We start from the raw sequence: 16,847 nt of genomic DNA, 5'->3' as shown, positions 1-16,847 counted from the left end.
TGGTGTGCTCGCCAGGCATTGATCACCAGTCAATTCAGGGTTGATGAACCATTAGTTTTGATCGTCGATTCCGAGTTTGTTCCTGCGAGAAAGATCGGTTGAGGGAAACATGAGATTTAAAAATCGCGCCGTGATTGTAACCGGTGGCAGCAAAGGGATTGGTGAAGGCTGCTCGCGTGTGTTTTGTGAAGAAGGCGGCATGGTCGCGATCCTGGCACGAGGCATGAAAGCGGGTCAGGATTTAGCTCGTGAGCTCAATGAGAAAGGTCCGGGCAAAGCGATCTTTGTTCAATGTGATGTCGGTCAGCATGAACAGATTTTATCTGCGGTTGAGCTGGTTGTGGAACAGTTCGGCCGATTGGATTGCATCATCAACAATGCCGGAGTTCATCCGCCGGCAATGTCGCTGGAAGAAACAAGCATCGAAGAAATGGAAGAGTTGATGCGTGTGAACTTTCTCAGCACGTTTGCCGGTGCGAAGTATGCATTGCCGCATTTACGAAAAACCAAAGGGACGATTATTAATATGTCGTCGATGACGGCGGTGTTGGGGCAGCATCATTCGACCGCCTATTGTTCGACCAAAGGAGCTCAGGTCAGCTTTACAAAATCACTGGCGATTGAACTGGGCGAAGCAGGTGTCCGAGTGAATGCGATCCTGCCTAGTAATATTGATACGCCGTTGATGCGGGACTGGGCGGAATCACTGCCCGATCCGGAGACGGCTTTGAAACGTGTTTCTGATCTTCAGGTTTTCAAACGCATGGGGACGATTGAAGAAATGGGGCGTCTGGCACTATTCCTGGCGACTGACGATTCGAGCTTTTTGACGGGACAGGCCCTCGAAGCCGAAGGGGGCGCCAGCCTCGACTATTGATTCACCAGATTCTTTTAGTCAGAACCAATTAGATTTCAAATTGTAAAATTCATTCTTTACACAATTAAGATAGAGATAAAAGGACATCATTATGACAGGCTTGCGCAAGGGTTTTCATATTCTAATCGTAGTCCTCTTTCTGGGAACTGCTTATCACACCTATGGAAATCTGGTGGAAGAATATAAGAATGGTTTGATCTGGAAAGAGCCGACCGTGGTGACCGCGAATCCCAATCAGCCGCCATCCGATGCGATTGTGCTGTTTGATGGAAAGAATCTGGATCAGTGGAAAGGCGGCGATAAATGGAAAATTAAGGATGGGTATGCAATTACCACTGCTCAGGACATCGAAACGAAGCAGTCCTTTGGCGATTGCCAGTTGCATCTGGAATGGGCGACTCCCGAAAAAATTGAAGGCAAAGGACAGGGACGCGGAAATAGTGGTGTCTTTCTGATGGGAAAATACGAAGTTCAGATTCTCGATTCGTATCAGAACAAAACCTACTTTGACGGTCAGGCTGGTTCAATTTATAAACAGTACCCACCGATGGTCAATGTCTGTCGCAAGCCGGGAGAATGGCAGACTTATGATATCATTTTCAACGCCCCCCGGTTTAATGTGTATGGACAACTCGTTAAACCAGCATATGTCACCGTGATCCAGAATGGTGTTGTTGTGCAAAATCATACGGAACTGCAAGGTGCTACCTTTTATCATCAGCCACCATTTTATACTGCTCATGAAGAGAAGCTGCCGATTCAACTGCAGTTTCATCGAAATGATACCCGGTTCCGTAACATTTGGGTTCGTGAAATTGCCGAAGTCCAGCCCATTGGTTGTGTCTGCCCAGAGTAATCATTTATCGTTTCAAGACAGCTTGTGATGCTGGTAACAGCATTTGATTGACTAACTAGGATGAGGGTAAACAGTATGGCCGTTTTTCTGGGTGTGGATATTGGAACGAGTGGTACGAAAACGCTGGCAATGCAGGAAGACGGAACCATTCTTTCTTCGGCAACGGTTGAGTATCCGCTTTACAGCCCTCATCCTGGCTGGTCGGAACAGGATCCGGAAGACTGGTGGCAGGCGACGATCAAGAGTGTGCGTAAGGTTTTGAAAGCGGGAAAGATTAAGCCTGCAGATGTGAAAGGGATTGGCCTGAGCGGTCAGATGCATGGAAGTGTGTTTCTCAACAAGAAGCACGAAGTCATCCGGCCTGCTTTGCTCTGGAATGATCAGCGGACAGCTGCGGAATGTACTGAGATTGAGGAGCGTGCCGGCGGTCGGAAGAAACTGATCCGCATGGTGGCGAATCCTGCGTTAACCGGTTTTACAGCTCCTAAGATTCTCTGGCTGCGGAATCACGAACCGAAAAACTTTGATAAGACCGTTCAGGTATTGCTGCCGAAAGACTATGTTCGCTTTCGACTGACGGGCGAATTTGCGACCGAGGTCAGTGACGCATCGGGAACGTTACTGCTGAATGTCAAACAGAGAAAATGGAGCCAACCGTTGTTGAGTAAACTGGAACTGGATGCCGGTCTGCTGCCGGAAGTTTATGAATCAGAAGATGTCAGTGGTCATTTAACTGAAGACGCCGCTCGTCTGTTGGGGCTTTCCAAAGGGGTGGCGGTCGTTGGTGGCGGTGGTGATCAGGCCGCCGGTGCGGTAGGCAATGGAATTGTCAAAAAAGGGGCGATCTCAGCGACGATGGGAACGAGCGGAGTTGTATTTGCTCATAGCGATGAAGTGCAGATCGATCCGGAAGGACGCGCTCATACATTCTGTCACGCGGTTCGAGACAAGTGGCATGTGATGGGCGTGGTGCTTTCTGCCGGCGGCAGCCTGCAGTGGTATCGGAATCAACTTTGCGAACAGCAGGTCGCGCTCGCGAAACGACAGAAAGTGGACCCGTATCAACTGATTACCGAACAGGCAGCCGAGGCGCCTGCAGGAAGCGAAGGTTTATTTTTCCTGCCGTATCTGACCGGGGAGCGGACACCACATGCGGATCCCGATGCACGGGCTGCCTGGATCGGTTTGAGCCTGAGACACGGTCGTGCTCACTTGAGTCGCGCTGTGATCGAAGGGGCAACATATGCGATGCGTGACTCTCTAGAAATCATCAAGGAACTGAATATCCCGGTGAAAGAGATCCGACTATCTGGTGGTGGCGCACGAAGCGAATTCTGGCGGCAGATGCAAGCTGATATCTATGGTCAAAAAGTGGTGACAATTAACGCCGAAGAAGGCCCGGCGTATGGGGTTGCGTTGCTGGCTGCTGCCGGGACCGGGGCCTATAAGGATGTGGTGGAAGCCTGCGGTGCCACGATTCGCGTTGTAGAAAGTACGAACGTAAACCCTAAAAACAAAAAAGTATACAACCAGTCCTACCCTGTTTTTCAAGGCTTGTATTCATCGCTGAAAGCCGATTTTCAGGAGATCAGAAGCTTAGTCGACTAGGCTGGTGTCCACTATTCAGGCTCGCTCATGAAAAAGTATAATGTCATCCGATACTTCTGCAGCTTGGATATGGATCGTTTGAATCCGAGCGAATATTAGTCGTGTCAATTGTACAAATGAGGAGAAACAGTTAGTTTAGAGTGAGTAAGGACACGCACTTTATTCGGTGTGGTATTGTCTGTATTTGGTCAAACCCATTGAACGGGAAAGAGTTCGTCGAAGTCTTTCTCATGGGATGCCGAAATAAACTAATGATAGATCCAACGAACCTTGTCAGTTCTTTTTTGGATAAAGTGGTATAGAATTAACAATATTGCCACTAATCTTCTTTACCTACCCACAGACAATCTCAGATAATGATAGTATATTCTTTACATTTCGGCCGAGTTGTATTGATCAACGTCTTCTGATTGACAGGTGGAATTTTGATTAGCTGGGCTTTGACTTGTGTTGATAAAGTGTAGGACAGTCTCTGCAGATGACTAAACGCCAGGAAAATAACAGTGGATCTTCTCAAGGCCCTTTTTGTGTCTGGTCTGGAATCGGATTCACGAACTTCATCAAGTTGATGAGACTACGGCCCACCATTCGCTGGTCTGGCATGTTTCGTTTGATTTCTTCAGGGTTCTTCAGCCTTTCGAATTCATTTTTCAGTTTGCTGGAAAACTTGATTTTCAGTCGGAGAGTTAACAAGACCAAACTGGAACCGCCGGTTTTCATCATTGGGCATTGGCGAAGTGGTACCACTTTGCTTCATAATCTGATGTCGATGGATAAACAGTTCATCTATCCTAATATGGGAGCCATGCTGTTTCCTTCTCATTTTCTACTCACCGAGCCTCTGCTGAAACAGGTCGTGCGGCGTTTGTTGCCGAAGCAGCGTCCCATGGACAACATGCCGGTCACCTGGGATTTACCACAGGAAGATGAGACGTCGATCATGCTGCTGCATTTGATGTCTCCTTACCTGGCAATCGGCTTCAGCGATCAGCCGGAGGTTTATGAGCGTTATTACGAGCTGGATCAATTGACTCCCAAGGAAGCTTCGCTCTGGAAAAAAAACTTTATCTATTTCATGAAGAAGCTGACGTTTAAAGCCGGTGGAAATAAGCGTGTGTTGCTGAAGTCTCCAACGCATACATTTCGGATTCCGTTTCTGCTGAAAATGTTTCCCGATGCCCGCTTCGTTTATATCTATCGAAACCCGTACAAGGTTTATAATTCCACACTGCATCTGCGTCGGACCATGTTTGGCGACAATGGGTTTGCTCCTCTTGATATGGAAAAATTAGAAGAGGACATGGCTCATATTTATGAGAATCATTTGCACGTTTACGAGCGTGATCGCCAGACTGTGCCGGAAGGTCAACTGCATGAGGTTCGCTTTGAAGATCTCGAAGCTGACCCCGTAAGTGAGCTGCGAAGAGTTTACGAGCACTTGAATCTCGATGGATTTGAAGAGTTAGAAAAGAACATGCAGCCGTATTTGAAGGATCAAAAATCCTACAAGAAGAACAAATACGAAATGGACGCTGACCAGGAGAAGAAAATCTACGAACGCTGGCAAAAAGCATTCGAGATGTTCGGTTATGAGCGGTTACCTTCTGATGCGTTGATTAAAAAAGAGTGTGTCACTTCCTAGAAGTCCTCTTTTTTCTTGTGAAGGTTGGCTCAACTACGGGATTAGATTGTACGCTCGGTATCACTTCTCTTTTTCAGAAGTGGAATTTTTATCCGTCGTCTGCTTTTGCTTCTCTTTCATTTCCATGAGTTGTTTTTCAAGCAGGCGTTGTTGATCCTGGATGCGGGAAATCAGATTCGTAGATCTGACGCGTGAGGCGCTCATATCACCAATCGCTGACAGGATCACCCAGAAGGCGACTAAAAGAATGCCACCCCAGTAGGCAGCAAAGAGCCCCGGATATGATTTCCAGGGCATATAGGGGGCGTCGCCGATCATGATCAAAAAACCAATCAGAACCAGTAGGCTCGAGGTTTGCATCCGCCGCCGGTATTGCTTGGAGAAGAAAAGATAGTCATCATCGCTTAAGTCTTCGTCGTGCTGGCGGTGAAACCATGATGTCCGATGCAAATGGATCAGTCCCGCACCAAATAAAACCAGGAGGGTTCCAACGATAATGCCCGGGATCGTATCTGTCACAATTTCTGCATCCTTGATCGGTGGTGGGAGAAATCCCTTGGGGTGTTGAAATGTTACCAAATCACTTTTCCAGTCTTCTCAGTTTAAGTCTAACAAAATCGGTTTGAGATGAAACGTGTCCGATGGAATTTATTTTGAAGACTGGTCGGACATGGAAAAATAGCGAAGTATCAAAGATCGCTTATTTTCCGGGAATGATGCTCAGTGAATGGGGGATTAGGGAAATGTTGCATTTTTGCAACATTCCAGGTATTGGATTCATAGCTCGGAATTTGTGATTCGTACTATTTCAAACTGCGATTTATCATGTTTTGAGGACTGGAAACTCTACCACATTCACTTTGAGTAAAAAGATTAATGCTCTTCAGAGGATGCTGTCGAAATGGTTTTGGGGAGTGAGCGGAACAGGATCGTAAAGTAAATGCCGACCAGTACAATGCCGGGAATCCACCAGTACAGCGCTGTGTTAAGCTCTTCAGCAGGAGGAGACGCATTGTAGATTGTTAAGCTGAATTCCGGATTCAAGCCAGGCAGCATGTTAGGATATAGCGCTGCTGCACCGCTGAAAATGACCAAATACATGAACAGGGCCGAGCTTAAAAATGCTGCCATATTCCGATGTTTGATTCGAAAAAAGAACGAACAGATCAGAGCCAAAATCGCCCCGGCAGGGAGCACCATGATCCAGGGATGGGATGTGAAACTTGCTTTCGCTTGTGGCTGAACTGAATAGCTGGCTATCAGCGTCAGCGCGGTCAGTCCAATTGTCAGATCCCAGAACCAGGATGCAGCACGTCTGGCGCGTTGCTGAACGGTCCCATCGGTTTTCGCGATGAGCCAGAGCGCGCCGTGATGTAAAAGAATCACAGCTGAGGTGATGCCGCTTAAAATCGTGTACCAGTCCAGGATTCCTGTTTGAGTCCCAATTCGAAAATTGGTCCAGAGTGGTTCGAAGAACGTCCCTGATTGATCCAGAGGAACGCCGCGAAACACATTCGCCATGGCTGCTCCGAGAATGACAATCAGCAAACCGCTGGAGACAAACAGCATGATATTCCAGAAATGAACCCACAAAGAATCGGACAGATAATGCGGCAGTTCGATACTGATGGCTCGGAAGATCAAGAGCCAGACGACCATTGTCAGGGGGAGATAGAATCCGCTGAACAGCGCACTTAGAAATCCCGGAAAGGCCATCATCATGGTTCCGCCGGCGGCAATCAGCCAGACTTCATTTCCATCCCAGACAGGGGCAATGGACTGGATGATCTGTTTCTGTTCGGGCCGGTTTTTGGCAAGAAACAGATGCAGAACACCAATTCCCAGGTCGAACCCATCCAGGACTAGATAAGTGGAAATCATCAAGAGCAGCAGAATATACCAAACCGTTTCCATAATTCTACGTGCCTGCCTCCGCTGCAGAGTCTGATTGATTGAGCTTTATTGCTTCAGGCCCCTGATTGATAATCCGAGTTGTGAGAAAGAAGTACAACACGGACAAAAACAGGTAGAGTCCCATAAAGCCCAGCAAGGTGAACATGATATTTCCCTGCGAAATATTTTGAGAGGCGCCATCTGTGGTTTTCATCAATCCGTAAATTAACCAGGGCTGGCGTCCAATCTCTGCCGTAAACCAGCCTGCCGTATTCGCGATAAACGGGAACGGCAGTGAGAGCATGAGCAGCCAGAGAATGGTACGACTGGTATGTAGCTTCCGTTTCCAGACCAACAGCAAACATAGTCCCATTAAGGCGATGAAAAGCGTTCCCAGGCCGGCCATGATGTGATAGGAGAAATAGAGTAATTCGATATTATCGGGCCAGAGTGCGCGATCGTAGTCGGTCAGGCCTTTGACTGTCGCATTCCAGCTATCATACGTCAGGAAAGAAAGTACTTTGGGGATGATGATCGGATTATCAATTTTGAGCTCTTCCAGATTGGGCTGACCGATCAGGACCAGGCCGGCGCCGTCTTCGGTGTGAAAGTGCCCTTCCATCGCGGAAAATTTGACTGGTTGATGTTTTTGGACCTGCTTGGCTTCCCAGTCACCGGTCGGGGCGGCGGCGATGATACTGGCAAGAAACCCAACAATCACAGCCACGGAGAGGTACCGCCGGGTGATTTCCAGATGTTCTCCGCGCAGTAAATGATAGGCACCGATCGAAGCCATCGTAAAACTGCCGGTGATGACAGAGCCTGTCATGGTATGCAGGTACTGTTTGATCGCCCAAGGGTTACTGAGGAGTGCCCAAATACTAGTCAGATGGAAAACACCCTGCTCGTCAATCCAATATCCTACCGGGTGCTGCAGAAAGGCGTTCGTGCAGATGATGAAGTAACCGCTGAGCCATGTTCCCACCAAAAGCAGGAACGACACGATCCAGTGAGCGATTCTTCCCAGTTTTTTCTCGCCGAAGATCAGGAGATACAGGAACGTCGATTCCAGAAAAAACGCGAAGATCCCTTCCATTGCCAGGGTTTGTCCCAAGATCGATCCTGTCTTTTTCACAAGTTGGGACCAGTTGGTACCAAATTGAAATTCAAGGGGGATGCCTGTGACAACGCCCATCAGAAATGTCAGGCCAAATATTTTGAGCCAGAAGCGAGCCGCCGCATCAGCCCAGGGGTTTCCTCTCAAGCCCATGGTCTTGAGTATGAAGATCAACAGGGCCAGGCCCATTGTCAATTGGGGGAACAGATAATGGTAAGAAACGGTGAAAGCAAACTGGACTCGGTGAAGTAATATTGAATCAATCATACCTTTGAATCCATTTCGCCGGTGATGCGTTCTGTCAGAAAAACTAGAGAAGCAATTCGATGTCTGTTATGTGAATCAGGGAGCATTCTGCAACCAGTAGATGAGTACTTTTCCCACTTTTGCCATACTGGCCCCTGAGCAGTAGCGTGGAATATCTCGTGTGGTATGCCACGCGGGGTAATCAAAGTCGATAATATCACAGGTGGGAATTCGTGCAATTTCATTCAAGGGTAAATGATCGTCTCGGATTTCAAATTTGGCTTGTGGGATGAATTGCTTAATACCCACTCTTTGAGCGGCTTCCCAGATACTGCGCGTCAGTTGGGGGGCATACTTAAGGCTGTTTTTTTCCATATAGATGGCCAGGTTTTTATCGGCAATCATGTCAAACAGAATGCCATAGACGTATTCATAATCCCGTGGTTCTGTTTTGTATTGATTGGCAAAATACTTTGAACCAAGGAAATACGGGTCGTTTTCACGATAGACGAGTTCTTCACCATCGAAAAACACGAAGTCAACACCATAGTCTTGGCTGATTTTCAAGTTGTGCATCACATTTCCCAATTCCATCAGGAAAGCGACGCCGCTGGCACCATCATTTGCGCCAATAAAAAGCCCCTGCGGTTGTCTCCGGTCGCGGTCGGGGAACGGTCGCGTGTCGTAGTGGCAGGCCAGCAGAATCCGTTTTTTTGCTTTGGGATACCAACTGACAATCATGTTATTCATCCGCACGGGAGTCCCATTTAAGGGATGTGGAGCGTCAAACGACTGAAATTGAACCTGGGCTTTCAGCTTTCTGAAATGTTCCGAGATCAATTTTTGTTGAGCCGCCATGCCGGGCGACCCGCTGATACGTGATTTGAGGCGGCAGATGGATTTCAGGTACTCATAGGAGCGGCCGGCATCAAATTCCGGTTTGGTGACTGGTTCGGCAGCGGGAGCACAGGCCAACAGGCAGAGCGGAAACGGCACTATCAAAATCAAAAGTCGAACTATTTGCCATCCTCGCCACATATTCAATTGCTTTCTCGATCTGTTACTGATGAAACCCGTCTGACCAGAGAATATTCTATACGATTCACGAATCAATGTGTGATTGTTTTAAGTGAATAATAGTTTGATCGACATACAAACAATAGCCGTGTATAACACGGCACGAATGAAAGATTCCCCTTTTTTGACAGCCAGATTCGAACCAATCCAACCTCCGGCGGACATTCCCAACATCAGAATGAAGCCTGTAACCCAGTCAATTTTTCCCTGCCAGGCGAAGATTCCAATCGCGGCTAACGTGTACATCGCAACAATAAACACCTTATGCATATTGGTTCGCAGCAGATCGATTTTCATCGCGCCATTCATAATCGCAATCAGAATAAATCCGATGCCTGCCTGAATAAAACCACCATAAAAGCCCGCGAGGACCATCAACAGGTGGCCGGTTAGAGTGTTCTCATGATGAATTGCTGGAGGCTGCGAGTTCGAATCCGATTCTGCTGAGGAAGTAGCCTCAGGCGTATCTGGTGTTGCTTTCTTTTTGCGTTTACTGAGAATCATCCAAACGAGGACACCAAGCATCACGATCGCCAGCACACGGTTGAACCAGGTGTTATTGAGTTTTGATCCCAGAAATGCTCCCAGAAACGCACCCGGAAGAGCACAGAGGGCTAATGAGAAGCTGAGCCGGAAATCAGAAAACCCTTTGTGGCGGAAACCGGCAATGGCGGTCAAGTTCTGCCCTAGAATCGCAATGCGGATCGTGCCATTCGCCACAGCGCCGGGAATTCCCAGAAACACCATCGTTGGCATGACAATTAAGGAACCCCCGCCAGCCAGGACATTCAAGATGCCGGCAAGAATGCCTACGCCCGCCAATAAGAGATTTTGCCACCAGTCCATGGTTTTTGATTTCCCTTAACTAATTTGATCGTTCAGCCTGTGCGAGCCCGGAGTGATTAAGGAGCCGAATTCCATTTCCTGTTCGGAGAGTTTATAGGCTTTCACAACAGAGTATCAATCGACATTTACGGAAGAACTCAAGTAAAACATAAAACCGACTAAGCAAGGAGTGAGGCAATCATGCCAGACAGCACAATTCCGTCCCAGGTTCCCGCCCCGCCGATGCTGATCGAAGGAGCTTCCAGTTTTTTGAAATCTTTCCAGTGTAATAGATCTGCACCCAGCAGTGGACCTGAGATGCCGATTACAAAAGCGACGGGTGCATACAAAGGCCGGAAATCGACTCCTAAATCTCCCAGCATAGGACCCACGATGCCAAAGCCAAACCAGGTTGCGATCACGGCGGTCAGTGGTGGAATCAAGACGGGCATGGCGATTCCCATACCGGGTACCAGACGTGCCATACGATAGCAGATCATAGTATTGAGACAAATTCCAGCTACCGTGACGATGATGGATGTCGGGCCAGCAGCAATGATAAATTTCGAGAGCCAGACCGCCAGAAGAACGGGAATGATACAGCCTCCCAGATTGACGGCGATAATCGCTTCCTGACGCAATTTTTTCATTTGTGGCATCAGTTGCAGCCCCGCCAGCGATTCAAACATCGGGACATTGACTTCTTTATCAAGCGGGAAGCGGGCGATCGGAAAGTTAAACAATGATCCGAAGATCATGCCGATTAGCACCAGAACTGCTGCTTGAGGACTGAGGTGCAGATTGCGTAATGCCGATTCCGCCAGATCGACAAAGATCAAAGGCATCATGCAGCCAAAAAAGATCATCAGGGTCAGAATCATGCAGCCCGATAACTGGGCAGATTGAAGATTATTCGGTTGCTGTTGGGGCACGGTCTGATTTCTTTCCTTGAATTGCGATGATCGCCGTCGAGGCTCGGTACAGATAAACAGGGCCAATCAATGCAGAGCCGCCCGTTTTCAGGGACATTTTAGCCAGTTGCGCGGGATTCCTGCAGGTTCTTAACGGGAATATTCGGAACAATTCCTACCTTCTCGCCGAATTCATCAAGGGGAGCCTCTCGGGAAGGATGACATTCCTCCATGTCCCGTTACAATCAAGGTATGGCAGGAAATTCTTTTGGACAAGCGTTTCGGATTACGACAGCTGGTGAAAGCCACGGTCCGGGCAATGTGGTGATTATTGATGGTGTTCCTCCGGGAATTCCGATCAGCGTGGAAGATCTGCTCGTCGATCTCAACCGTCGCAAGCCAGGTCAAAGTAAGATTGTGACCCAGCGGAAAGAAGCCGACCATCCTGAGATTCTCTCCGGAGTGTTTGAAGGCGTTACTACGGGCACCTCACTCGCGATTCTGATTCGGAACGAAGATCAGCGTAGTAAAGATTACGGCGATATCAAAGACAAGTACCGCCCCGGCCATGCAGATTACACGTATGATGCCAAATATGGCTTCCGTGATTATCGAGGTGGCGGGCGATCCAGTGCGCGTGAAACGAATGTCCGTGTCGCAGCCGGAGTCGTTGCCAAGAAGATCCTGGCAGCTGCGTTTGGCGGACGGATTTTGGGTTACGTGACTCAGGTGGGTCACTTAAAGGCCGAGATTGCAGATCCCACTTTGATTACCGCCGATCACGTCGAACAGTTTTCCGATGGTAGTTTGAACCCGGTGCGTTGTCCCGATCATGATCTGGCTCGTCAGATGATCGAATTCATCAATCAGGTAAGAAAAGAAGGCGATTCCATAGGCGGAGTCGCAGAAATCGTGGCCATCAACGTTCCCGCGGGATTGGGAGAGCCGGTCTTCGATAAGTTGAAAGCCGACATCGCCAAAGCCTTGTTCAGCATTCCCGCTGTTCTGGGAGTGGAATACGGATCGGGTTTTGGATGTGCGACAATGCGGGGCAGTCAGAATAATGATCACTTCATCGCTGAAGCTGGAGAAGACGCTCCGATTATTACCACAGACACCAACCGGCATGGAGGAAGTCTGGGTGGCATTTCAACAGGACAGCCTCTTGTGTTTCGTGCTGCGGTCAAGCCGACCAGCAGCCTGTTGATCGAACAACCAACTGTGACAAAACAGGGCGAGCCGACAACCATCCGAACCAAAGGGCGACATGACCCCTGTCTGTTGCCTCGATTTGTTCCGATTGCCGAAGCGATGATTGCAATTACGCTTGCCGATCATTGGTTGCGTTGGCGTGCCCAATGTGAAGCGGCTCCCGATCGCACTCACAACGATTAAGCAGAGAGTACTCTAGCATGGCCTGGATTCAAAAGCAGATTCGACTTCCTGCCTTAAGACGGGGCTTTCATCTCGTAACACGTGAAGTGCTGAGCGAAATTCCCGAGTTATCACAAATTGATGTTGGCATCATGCATGTTTTTATTATGCATACGTCAGCTTCACTGTCGATCAATGAAAATGCCGACCCGGATGTACCCGTTGATCTGGAGATGGCCTTTAACAAGATCGCTCCCGAATCGTTTCCGTATGTGCATACCTGCGAAGGCCCCGATGATATGCCCGCGCATGTCAAAGCCTCAATGATTGGGAATTCGCTTACGATTCCGATCAGTGGCGGCCGACTCTGTCTAGGCACGTGGCAGGGAATCTATCTCTGCGAGCACCGTAACCACGGCGGTAGTCGTCGTCTGGTGGTAACGATTCAGGGCGAGTAACCACCCTGAACGCCTTTCGTCTTAACTGTCCTTTGCACCGACACAGTATAAGTGTTTGTCTGATCGGATAAAGAGATCACCATCACTCACTGCGGGAGAGGCACTGAAGTCTTCATTGTCATTGGTCAGACGATTGACAGAGATTTGTTCCAGTTTGTCGCTGGCCTTGATGACATAGGTCTCGCCAGAGCGGGAAGTGTAATATACTTTACCGTCGGCAACGATGGGGGATGAATAGTCGCTACCACGAAAACCGCCGCCTCCTCTACCCCTGCGTCCGCCAAAACGATTTCCGGCTGGTTCTTCTCTATCATCGGCTGCGACAGCGTCTCCTTGTTCGAGTCGTCCCCGGAAGATGCGTTCGCCGGTTTTGGCATCGATGCAGTTGGCAATGCCACGCGAGAAGAAATAGATTCGGTCCTGATAAATGACGGGGGTTTCAATTCGGTTCGCATCCCGGCCTGACCAGAGGACGTGTGATTTGGTGACGTCCCCTTTTCCATTGGCTCGCACGGCGATCGATCCGCCGCCCCGTCCTTCAATTCCGTAAACTACTCCATTCTGAGCAATCACACTGGAGCAATAGGTCTCGGTCGGCATGGCTTCACAATACCAGCGCAGTTTACCGGTGTCTGGACTGAGTCCCCAGATTTCATAGGGAACGCCGATCACCAGGTCGGTTCGCTTGTCACCATGGTTCACTATAATGGGAGTGCCCCAGGTTGAGTTGAAGCCTGATGATTCTTGTCGCCAGACTTCTTTACCGGTCTCTTTATTCAACGCGACAATTGCTTCGCTTTCTGCCGTCGCCGTTACAATGAGCAAATCTTTATACAAAATAGGACTTGAGGAAGACCCCCAGCGGCGGGGATCAAGTTCATCGCCCACAATCGTTTGCCAGAGCTGATTGCCTTCGAGGTCGAACGCGACAGCTCCCGATTTACCGAAATAGGCATACACCCGCTTGCCATCGGAGGTGGGAGTGTGCGATGCATAACCATGTTCGGCGAACATGCCTGTATAGACATCTTCAGGTAGAACCGGGCCGACTGTTTTATCCCACAGGATCTTACCACTGTTTCGATCCAGGCAGACAAGGTGCCGCTTGAGATCTTTCTGATCGCCGAGGTCATTCCGATTCATCCCATAGCCCGACCAGCAGGTGACAAAAACTTTGTCACCGACAATGATCGGACTGGATGAACCGGGACCTGGCAGTGCCACTTTCCATTTCAGGTTTTTTTGAGGACTCCATTCAGCAGGAGTGGCCTGCTTTTCGTCAGAAACTCCTGAGCCATTTGGCCCGCGAAACCGCATCCAGTCTGCCTGAACGCTTGAGGAAATTAACATCAACAAAGCGAACATAGCAATTTTGAGGTGCATATCAATGTCCCTGAAAATAAGATGAGTTAACGAGCCAAATGGAAAAGAAAGTTTTAGTTTTCTTCTGATTCAGGACGCTTGGGACGATCGCTTTCAGGACGACGTCCACCACCACGATTACCCCGATCTCCACCGCGCGATCGATTGCGTGAGTTAAACTGTTCTGCCATTTTGGTTAACTCAGCTTTATCGACTTCTTTGTCTTTGTTGGTGTCGATCCGATCAAACATCGGTTGCATCCGCTCGGGCAATTCATCTTTGGTGAGTTTGCCATCTTTGTTTTTGTCGTTGGTCAGCATTCGTTCGACAAAATCACCACTGCGATTGCCTCCATCGCGTCTTCCAAATCCACCAGGACCTCCGGGGCCACGACGGTCACCGTCGCGTCGGCCAAAACCACCAAAGTCCGGACGCAATTCTTCTTGTGTTAGCTTTCCGTTTTTGTCTTTGTCCAGTTTTTGAAGGGACGCAGTGGCATTCTCCATTTCTTCTTTGGAGATTTCGCCATCCTTGTTGACATCAAGCACTACGATAATTGGCATCATCATCAGAAAGTTGGGACGACCACCAGGTCCACCAAAACCGCCTCTACGGGGGCCACCGTCACGAGGACCTCGATCACCGCGATCGCCGTCGCGGGGACCACGCTCGCGACCTTCGGGCCGGTCACCTCGTTCAGGACGATCGCCGCCTTCAGGAGGTTGAGCGGGAAGCATTGTCGTAGCACAGACTGCGAGCAGAGTTGTGCCAATGGAAAGTAGACGAGTGAAACGCATCTGTTAGTCTCCGGAAATGTGGTTATGAAATGTTAAGTGTCTCTAGTCAATGGGTTTACAACATTGACCGTTTATTCAATTGAAAGTGATTCCCGAGATCCAAAACAAGATCTGGGACAACTTCTGGAACTTTAACGCAGCCGATTCAATTGAATCTACAAAAATCAAACCCGAGAGACGAGAAAATGTTTCGAAAAACTCTCTATTCTCAAAATTTTTCCAGGAACTGAATTTTCGGTTGAAGACTTTTTAGTTTGATATAAAAAAACACGCTCCCAGAAAAATCTGAGAGCGTGTAGGGGTAGGTGATCGATGGAATCAACAATTCTAACGAATCATAATTTATTTAAACGCAGTGACACCAGGCATCGCGACCGGTGGCACAGGGAGTGGACCCCATTCGTAGCTGGCGGGAGTCAGATCTTCTTTCGAATTGATCGCTTCGTCCCATGTGATCGATTTTCCGGTGTATGCAGCCATGCGCCCCATGATGGCGAGCATGGTGCTCTTGGTCATGTAATCGCCGTTATTAAGGGGATTGCCCGAACGGATGCTATTGAAGAATTCGTCATGCTCAACCTGGTACATGTTTTTACTTTTGTCACGGAACTGCCAGGTCTTTTCCCCTTTAGGATCATAGATGCGATGTTTGAAGACATCGACGCGACCTTTGGTTCCAAACACATGGTCTGAAACATCGACGGCACATCCATCCTGCTGACGACAACGGCTGAAGCCTTTCACGCCATTGGGGTATTCATAAACAATGGCAAAGTGATCGAAAATGTGACCATATTCTTTACCCGTTCGTGTTTGACGGCCTCCGGTTCCACTACAGGAAATGGGGGTTTCATCGTTCATCGTCCAAGCCATTTTATCCAGACTGTGAACGTGCTGTTCGGTGTTAAAATCACCAGAAAGCCAAGTGAAGTACAGCCAGTTTCTCATCTGCCATTCCATATCACTCCATTCCGGCTCCCGCTTAAACATCCATAAGCCACGGGTGTTATAGCTGCACTGAATGGCCATCACATCACCGACGGCACCTTCGTGAATTTGCTTGAACGTCTCACGCATACCCTGGTGATAGCGCCAGCAGAGCCCCGAGACGATCGAGAGATTTTTCTCTTTCGCCAGTTTACAGGTTTCCATGACTGACCGAACGCCGGGTGCATCAACGGCGACTGGTTTTTCGGCGAAAACATGTTTGCCTGCTTCGATTGCGGCACGCAACTGCATGGGGCGGAAGTGCGGAGGTGTTGTTAACAGAACCACGTCTACACAGTCAATCACTTTCTGATAGGCATCGAAGCCAATGAATTTGTGATCGGCGTCGACCTGGACTTGTTCTGCTACGGGATTCTTTTTCAGGTTTTTAAAACTCGAATCAAGATGGTCGTAGAATGTATCGCCCATCGCGACCAGTTTTGCATTCGGGTCAGCAGCCAGTGCTTGTGCGGCGGCTCCTGTTCCCCGTCCCCCACAACCAACCAGACCTACGCGAATGACATCAGTTCCGCCAGCAAACAGACTGGATTGCAGAGCAGCCGTCTGAGGTGTCCCCGCAAAAACGGCACTGGACAGGGTAGAAGCAGCAGCAACTGCTGCCGAACCGGTTTTGATAAACTCACGACGCGTTGTTGAGCTGGAAGGCTCAGATTGCTTGTTAGTCATTAGAGGGTCCTGAATTAATTAGTTTCATTGAATAAATGAATCATAAGGATACCACAGGTAATAGACCGTTTTCGAGGCAAAAAAGGGAACTACTCACAGGTTTTTTGTCCGAATCTTGAGGGCTCAATCT

Annotated in this window: 15 protein-coding genes; 6 read left to right on the top strand and 9 right to left on the bottom strand. The window is 48.9% G+C overall.

All coding sequences use genetic code 11. The features are described 5' to 3' along the window. The first annotated feature begins 109 nt into the window (after positions 1 to 109). The 4 genes from Pan241w_RS23655 to Pan241w_RS23640 all read left to right on the top strand — a co-directional run bounded on the left by Pan241w_RS23655 (position 110) and on the right by Pan241w_RS23640 (position 4,983). Positions 110 to 877, top strand: a complete 768-nt coding sequence (locus tag Pan241w_RS23655; protein ID WP_145220586.1) for an SDR family oxidoreductase — start codon at positions 110 to 112, stop codon at positions 875 to 877. 91 nt (positions 878 to 968) lie between these two features. Beyond that, on the top strand, positions 969 to 1,733 hold the full coding sequence (locus tag Pan241w_RS23650) for a 3-keto-disaccharide hydrolase (protein WP_145220584.1): 765 nt from the start codon (positions 969 to 971) through the stop codon (positions 1,731 to 1,733). Between the two features lie 75 nt (positions 1,734 to 1,808). Beyond that, positions 1,809 to 3,341, top strand: a complete 1,533-nt coding sequence (gene xylB, locus Pan241w_RS23645; protein WP_145220582.1) for a xylulokinase — start codon at positions 1,809 to 1,811, stop codon at positions 3,339 to 3,341. Between the two features lie 478 nt (positions 3,342 to 3,819). Beyond that, positions 3,820 to 4,983 carry a sulfotransferase family protein gene (locus Pan241w_RS23640; protein WP_145220580.1) on the top strand — a complete coding sequence of 388 codons (1,164 nt, stop codon included), beginning with the start codon at positions 3,820 to 3,822 and terminating at the stop codon, positions 4,981 to 4,983. A 60-nt stretch (positions 4,984 to 5,043) separates the two neighbouring features. Here Pan241w_RS23640 and Pan241w_RS23635 read toward each other — a convergent pair whose 3' ends face one another. The 6 genes from Pan241w_RS23635 to Pan241w_RS23610 form a co-directional block, all read right to left on the bottom strand. Further along, entirely contained in the window at positions 5,044 to 5,562 is a 519-nt protein-coding gene (locus Pan241w_RS23635; RefSeq protein ID WP_145220578.1) for a hypothetical protein, read from the bottom strand. Between the two features lie 294 nt (positions 5,563 to 5,856). Continuing rightward, positions 5,857 to 6,897 carry a cytochrome d ubiquinol oxidase subunit II gene (cydB, locus tag Pan241w_RS23630; RefSeq protein ID WP_145220576.1) on the bottom strand — a complete coding sequence of 347 codons (1,041 nt, stop codon included), beginning with the start codon at positions 6,895 to 6,897 and terminating at the stop codon, positions 5,857 to 5,859. Positions 6,898 to 6,901: 4 nt separating this feature from the next. Continuing rightward, on the bottom strand, positions 6,902 to 8,260 hold the full coding sequence (locus Pan241w_RS23625; RefSeq protein WP_145220574.1) for a cytochrome ubiquinol oxidase subunit I: 1,359 nt from the start codon (positions 8,258 to 8,260) through the stop codon (positions 6,902 to 6,904). A gap of 75 nt (positions 8,261 to 8,335) precedes the next feature. Beyond that, the gene (locus tag Pan241w_RS23620) at positions 8,336 to 9,235 is read right to left on the bottom strand and encodes a M28 family peptidase (protein ID WP_232107255.1); all 900 of its coding nucleotides are present in this window, start codon (positions 9,233 to 9,235) and stop codon (positions 8,336 to 8,338) included. 129 nt (positions 9,236 to 9,364) lie between these two features. Then, entirely contained in the window at positions 9,365 to 10,162 is a 798-nt protein-coding gene (locus Pan241w_RS23615; RefSeq protein ID WP_145220569.1) for a sulfite exporter TauE/SafE family protein, read from the bottom strand. A 158-nt stretch (positions 10,163 to 10,320) separates the two neighbouring features. Next, on the bottom strand, positions 10,321 to 11,073 hold the full coding sequence (locus Pan241w_RS23610) for a DUF1614 domain-containing protein (RefSeq protein ID WP_145220567.1): 753 nt from the start codon (positions 11,071 to 11,073) through the stop codon (positions 10,321 to 10,323). Between the two features lie 231 nt (positions 11,074 to 11,304). Here Pan241w_RS23610 and aroC point away from each other — a divergent pair, with 231 nt between their 5' ends. After that, a complete protein-coding gene (gene aroC, locus Pan241w_RS23605) occupies positions 11,305 to 12,447 on the top strand; it encodes a chorismate synthase (protein WP_145223491.1) in 1,143 nt (380 codons plus the stop codon). Positions 12,448 to 12,464: 17 nt separating this feature from the next. Further along, the gene (locus Pan241w_RS23600; protein WP_145220565.1) at positions 12,465 to 12,884 is read left to right on the top strand and encodes a secondary thiamine-phosphate synthase enzyme YjbQ; all 420 of its coding nucleotides are present in this window, start codon (positions 12,465 to 12,467) and stop codon (positions 12,882 to 12,884) included. A 21-nt stretch (positions 12,885 to 12,905) separates the two neighbouring features. On the opposite strand, the gene Pan241w_RS23595 is transcribed toward Pan241w_RS23600, so the two are convergent. From Pan241w_RS23595 to Pan241w_RS23585, 3 genes are all read right to left on the bottom strand, one after another. Continuing rightward, on the bottom strand, positions 12,906 to 14,267 hold the full coding sequence (locus Pan241w_RS23595; RefSeq protein WP_145220563.1) for an outer membrane protein assembly factor BamB family protein: 1,362 nt from the start codon (positions 14,265 to 14,267) through the stop codon (positions 12,906 to 12,908). 53 nt (positions 14,268 to 14,320) lie between these two features. Continuing rightward, the gene (locus Pan241w_RS23590) at positions 14,321 to 15,043 is read right to left on the bottom strand and encodes an EF-hand domain-containing protein (RefSeq protein ID WP_145220561.1); all 723 of its coding nucleotides are present in this window, start codon (positions 15,041 to 15,043) and stop codon (positions 14,321 to 14,323) included. A 342-nt stretch (positions 15,044 to 15,385) separates the two neighbouring features. Next, positions 15,386 to 16,717, bottom strand: coding sequence for a Gfo/Idh/MocA family protein (locus Pan241w_RS23585; RefSeq protein WP_145220560.1), 1,332 nt, complete (start codon positions 16,715 to 16,717; stop codon positions 15,386 to 15,388). Positions 16,718 to 16,847: the final 130 nt, after the last annotated feature.

The organism is Gimesia alba (assembly GCF_007744675.1).
In the GTDB taxonomy this organism is placed as follows: domain Bacteria; phylum Planctomycetota; class Planctomycetia; order Planctomycetales; family Planctomycetaceae; genus Gimesia; species Gimesia alba.
This window is presented reverse-complemented; position numbering and strand designations above follow the sequence as displayed.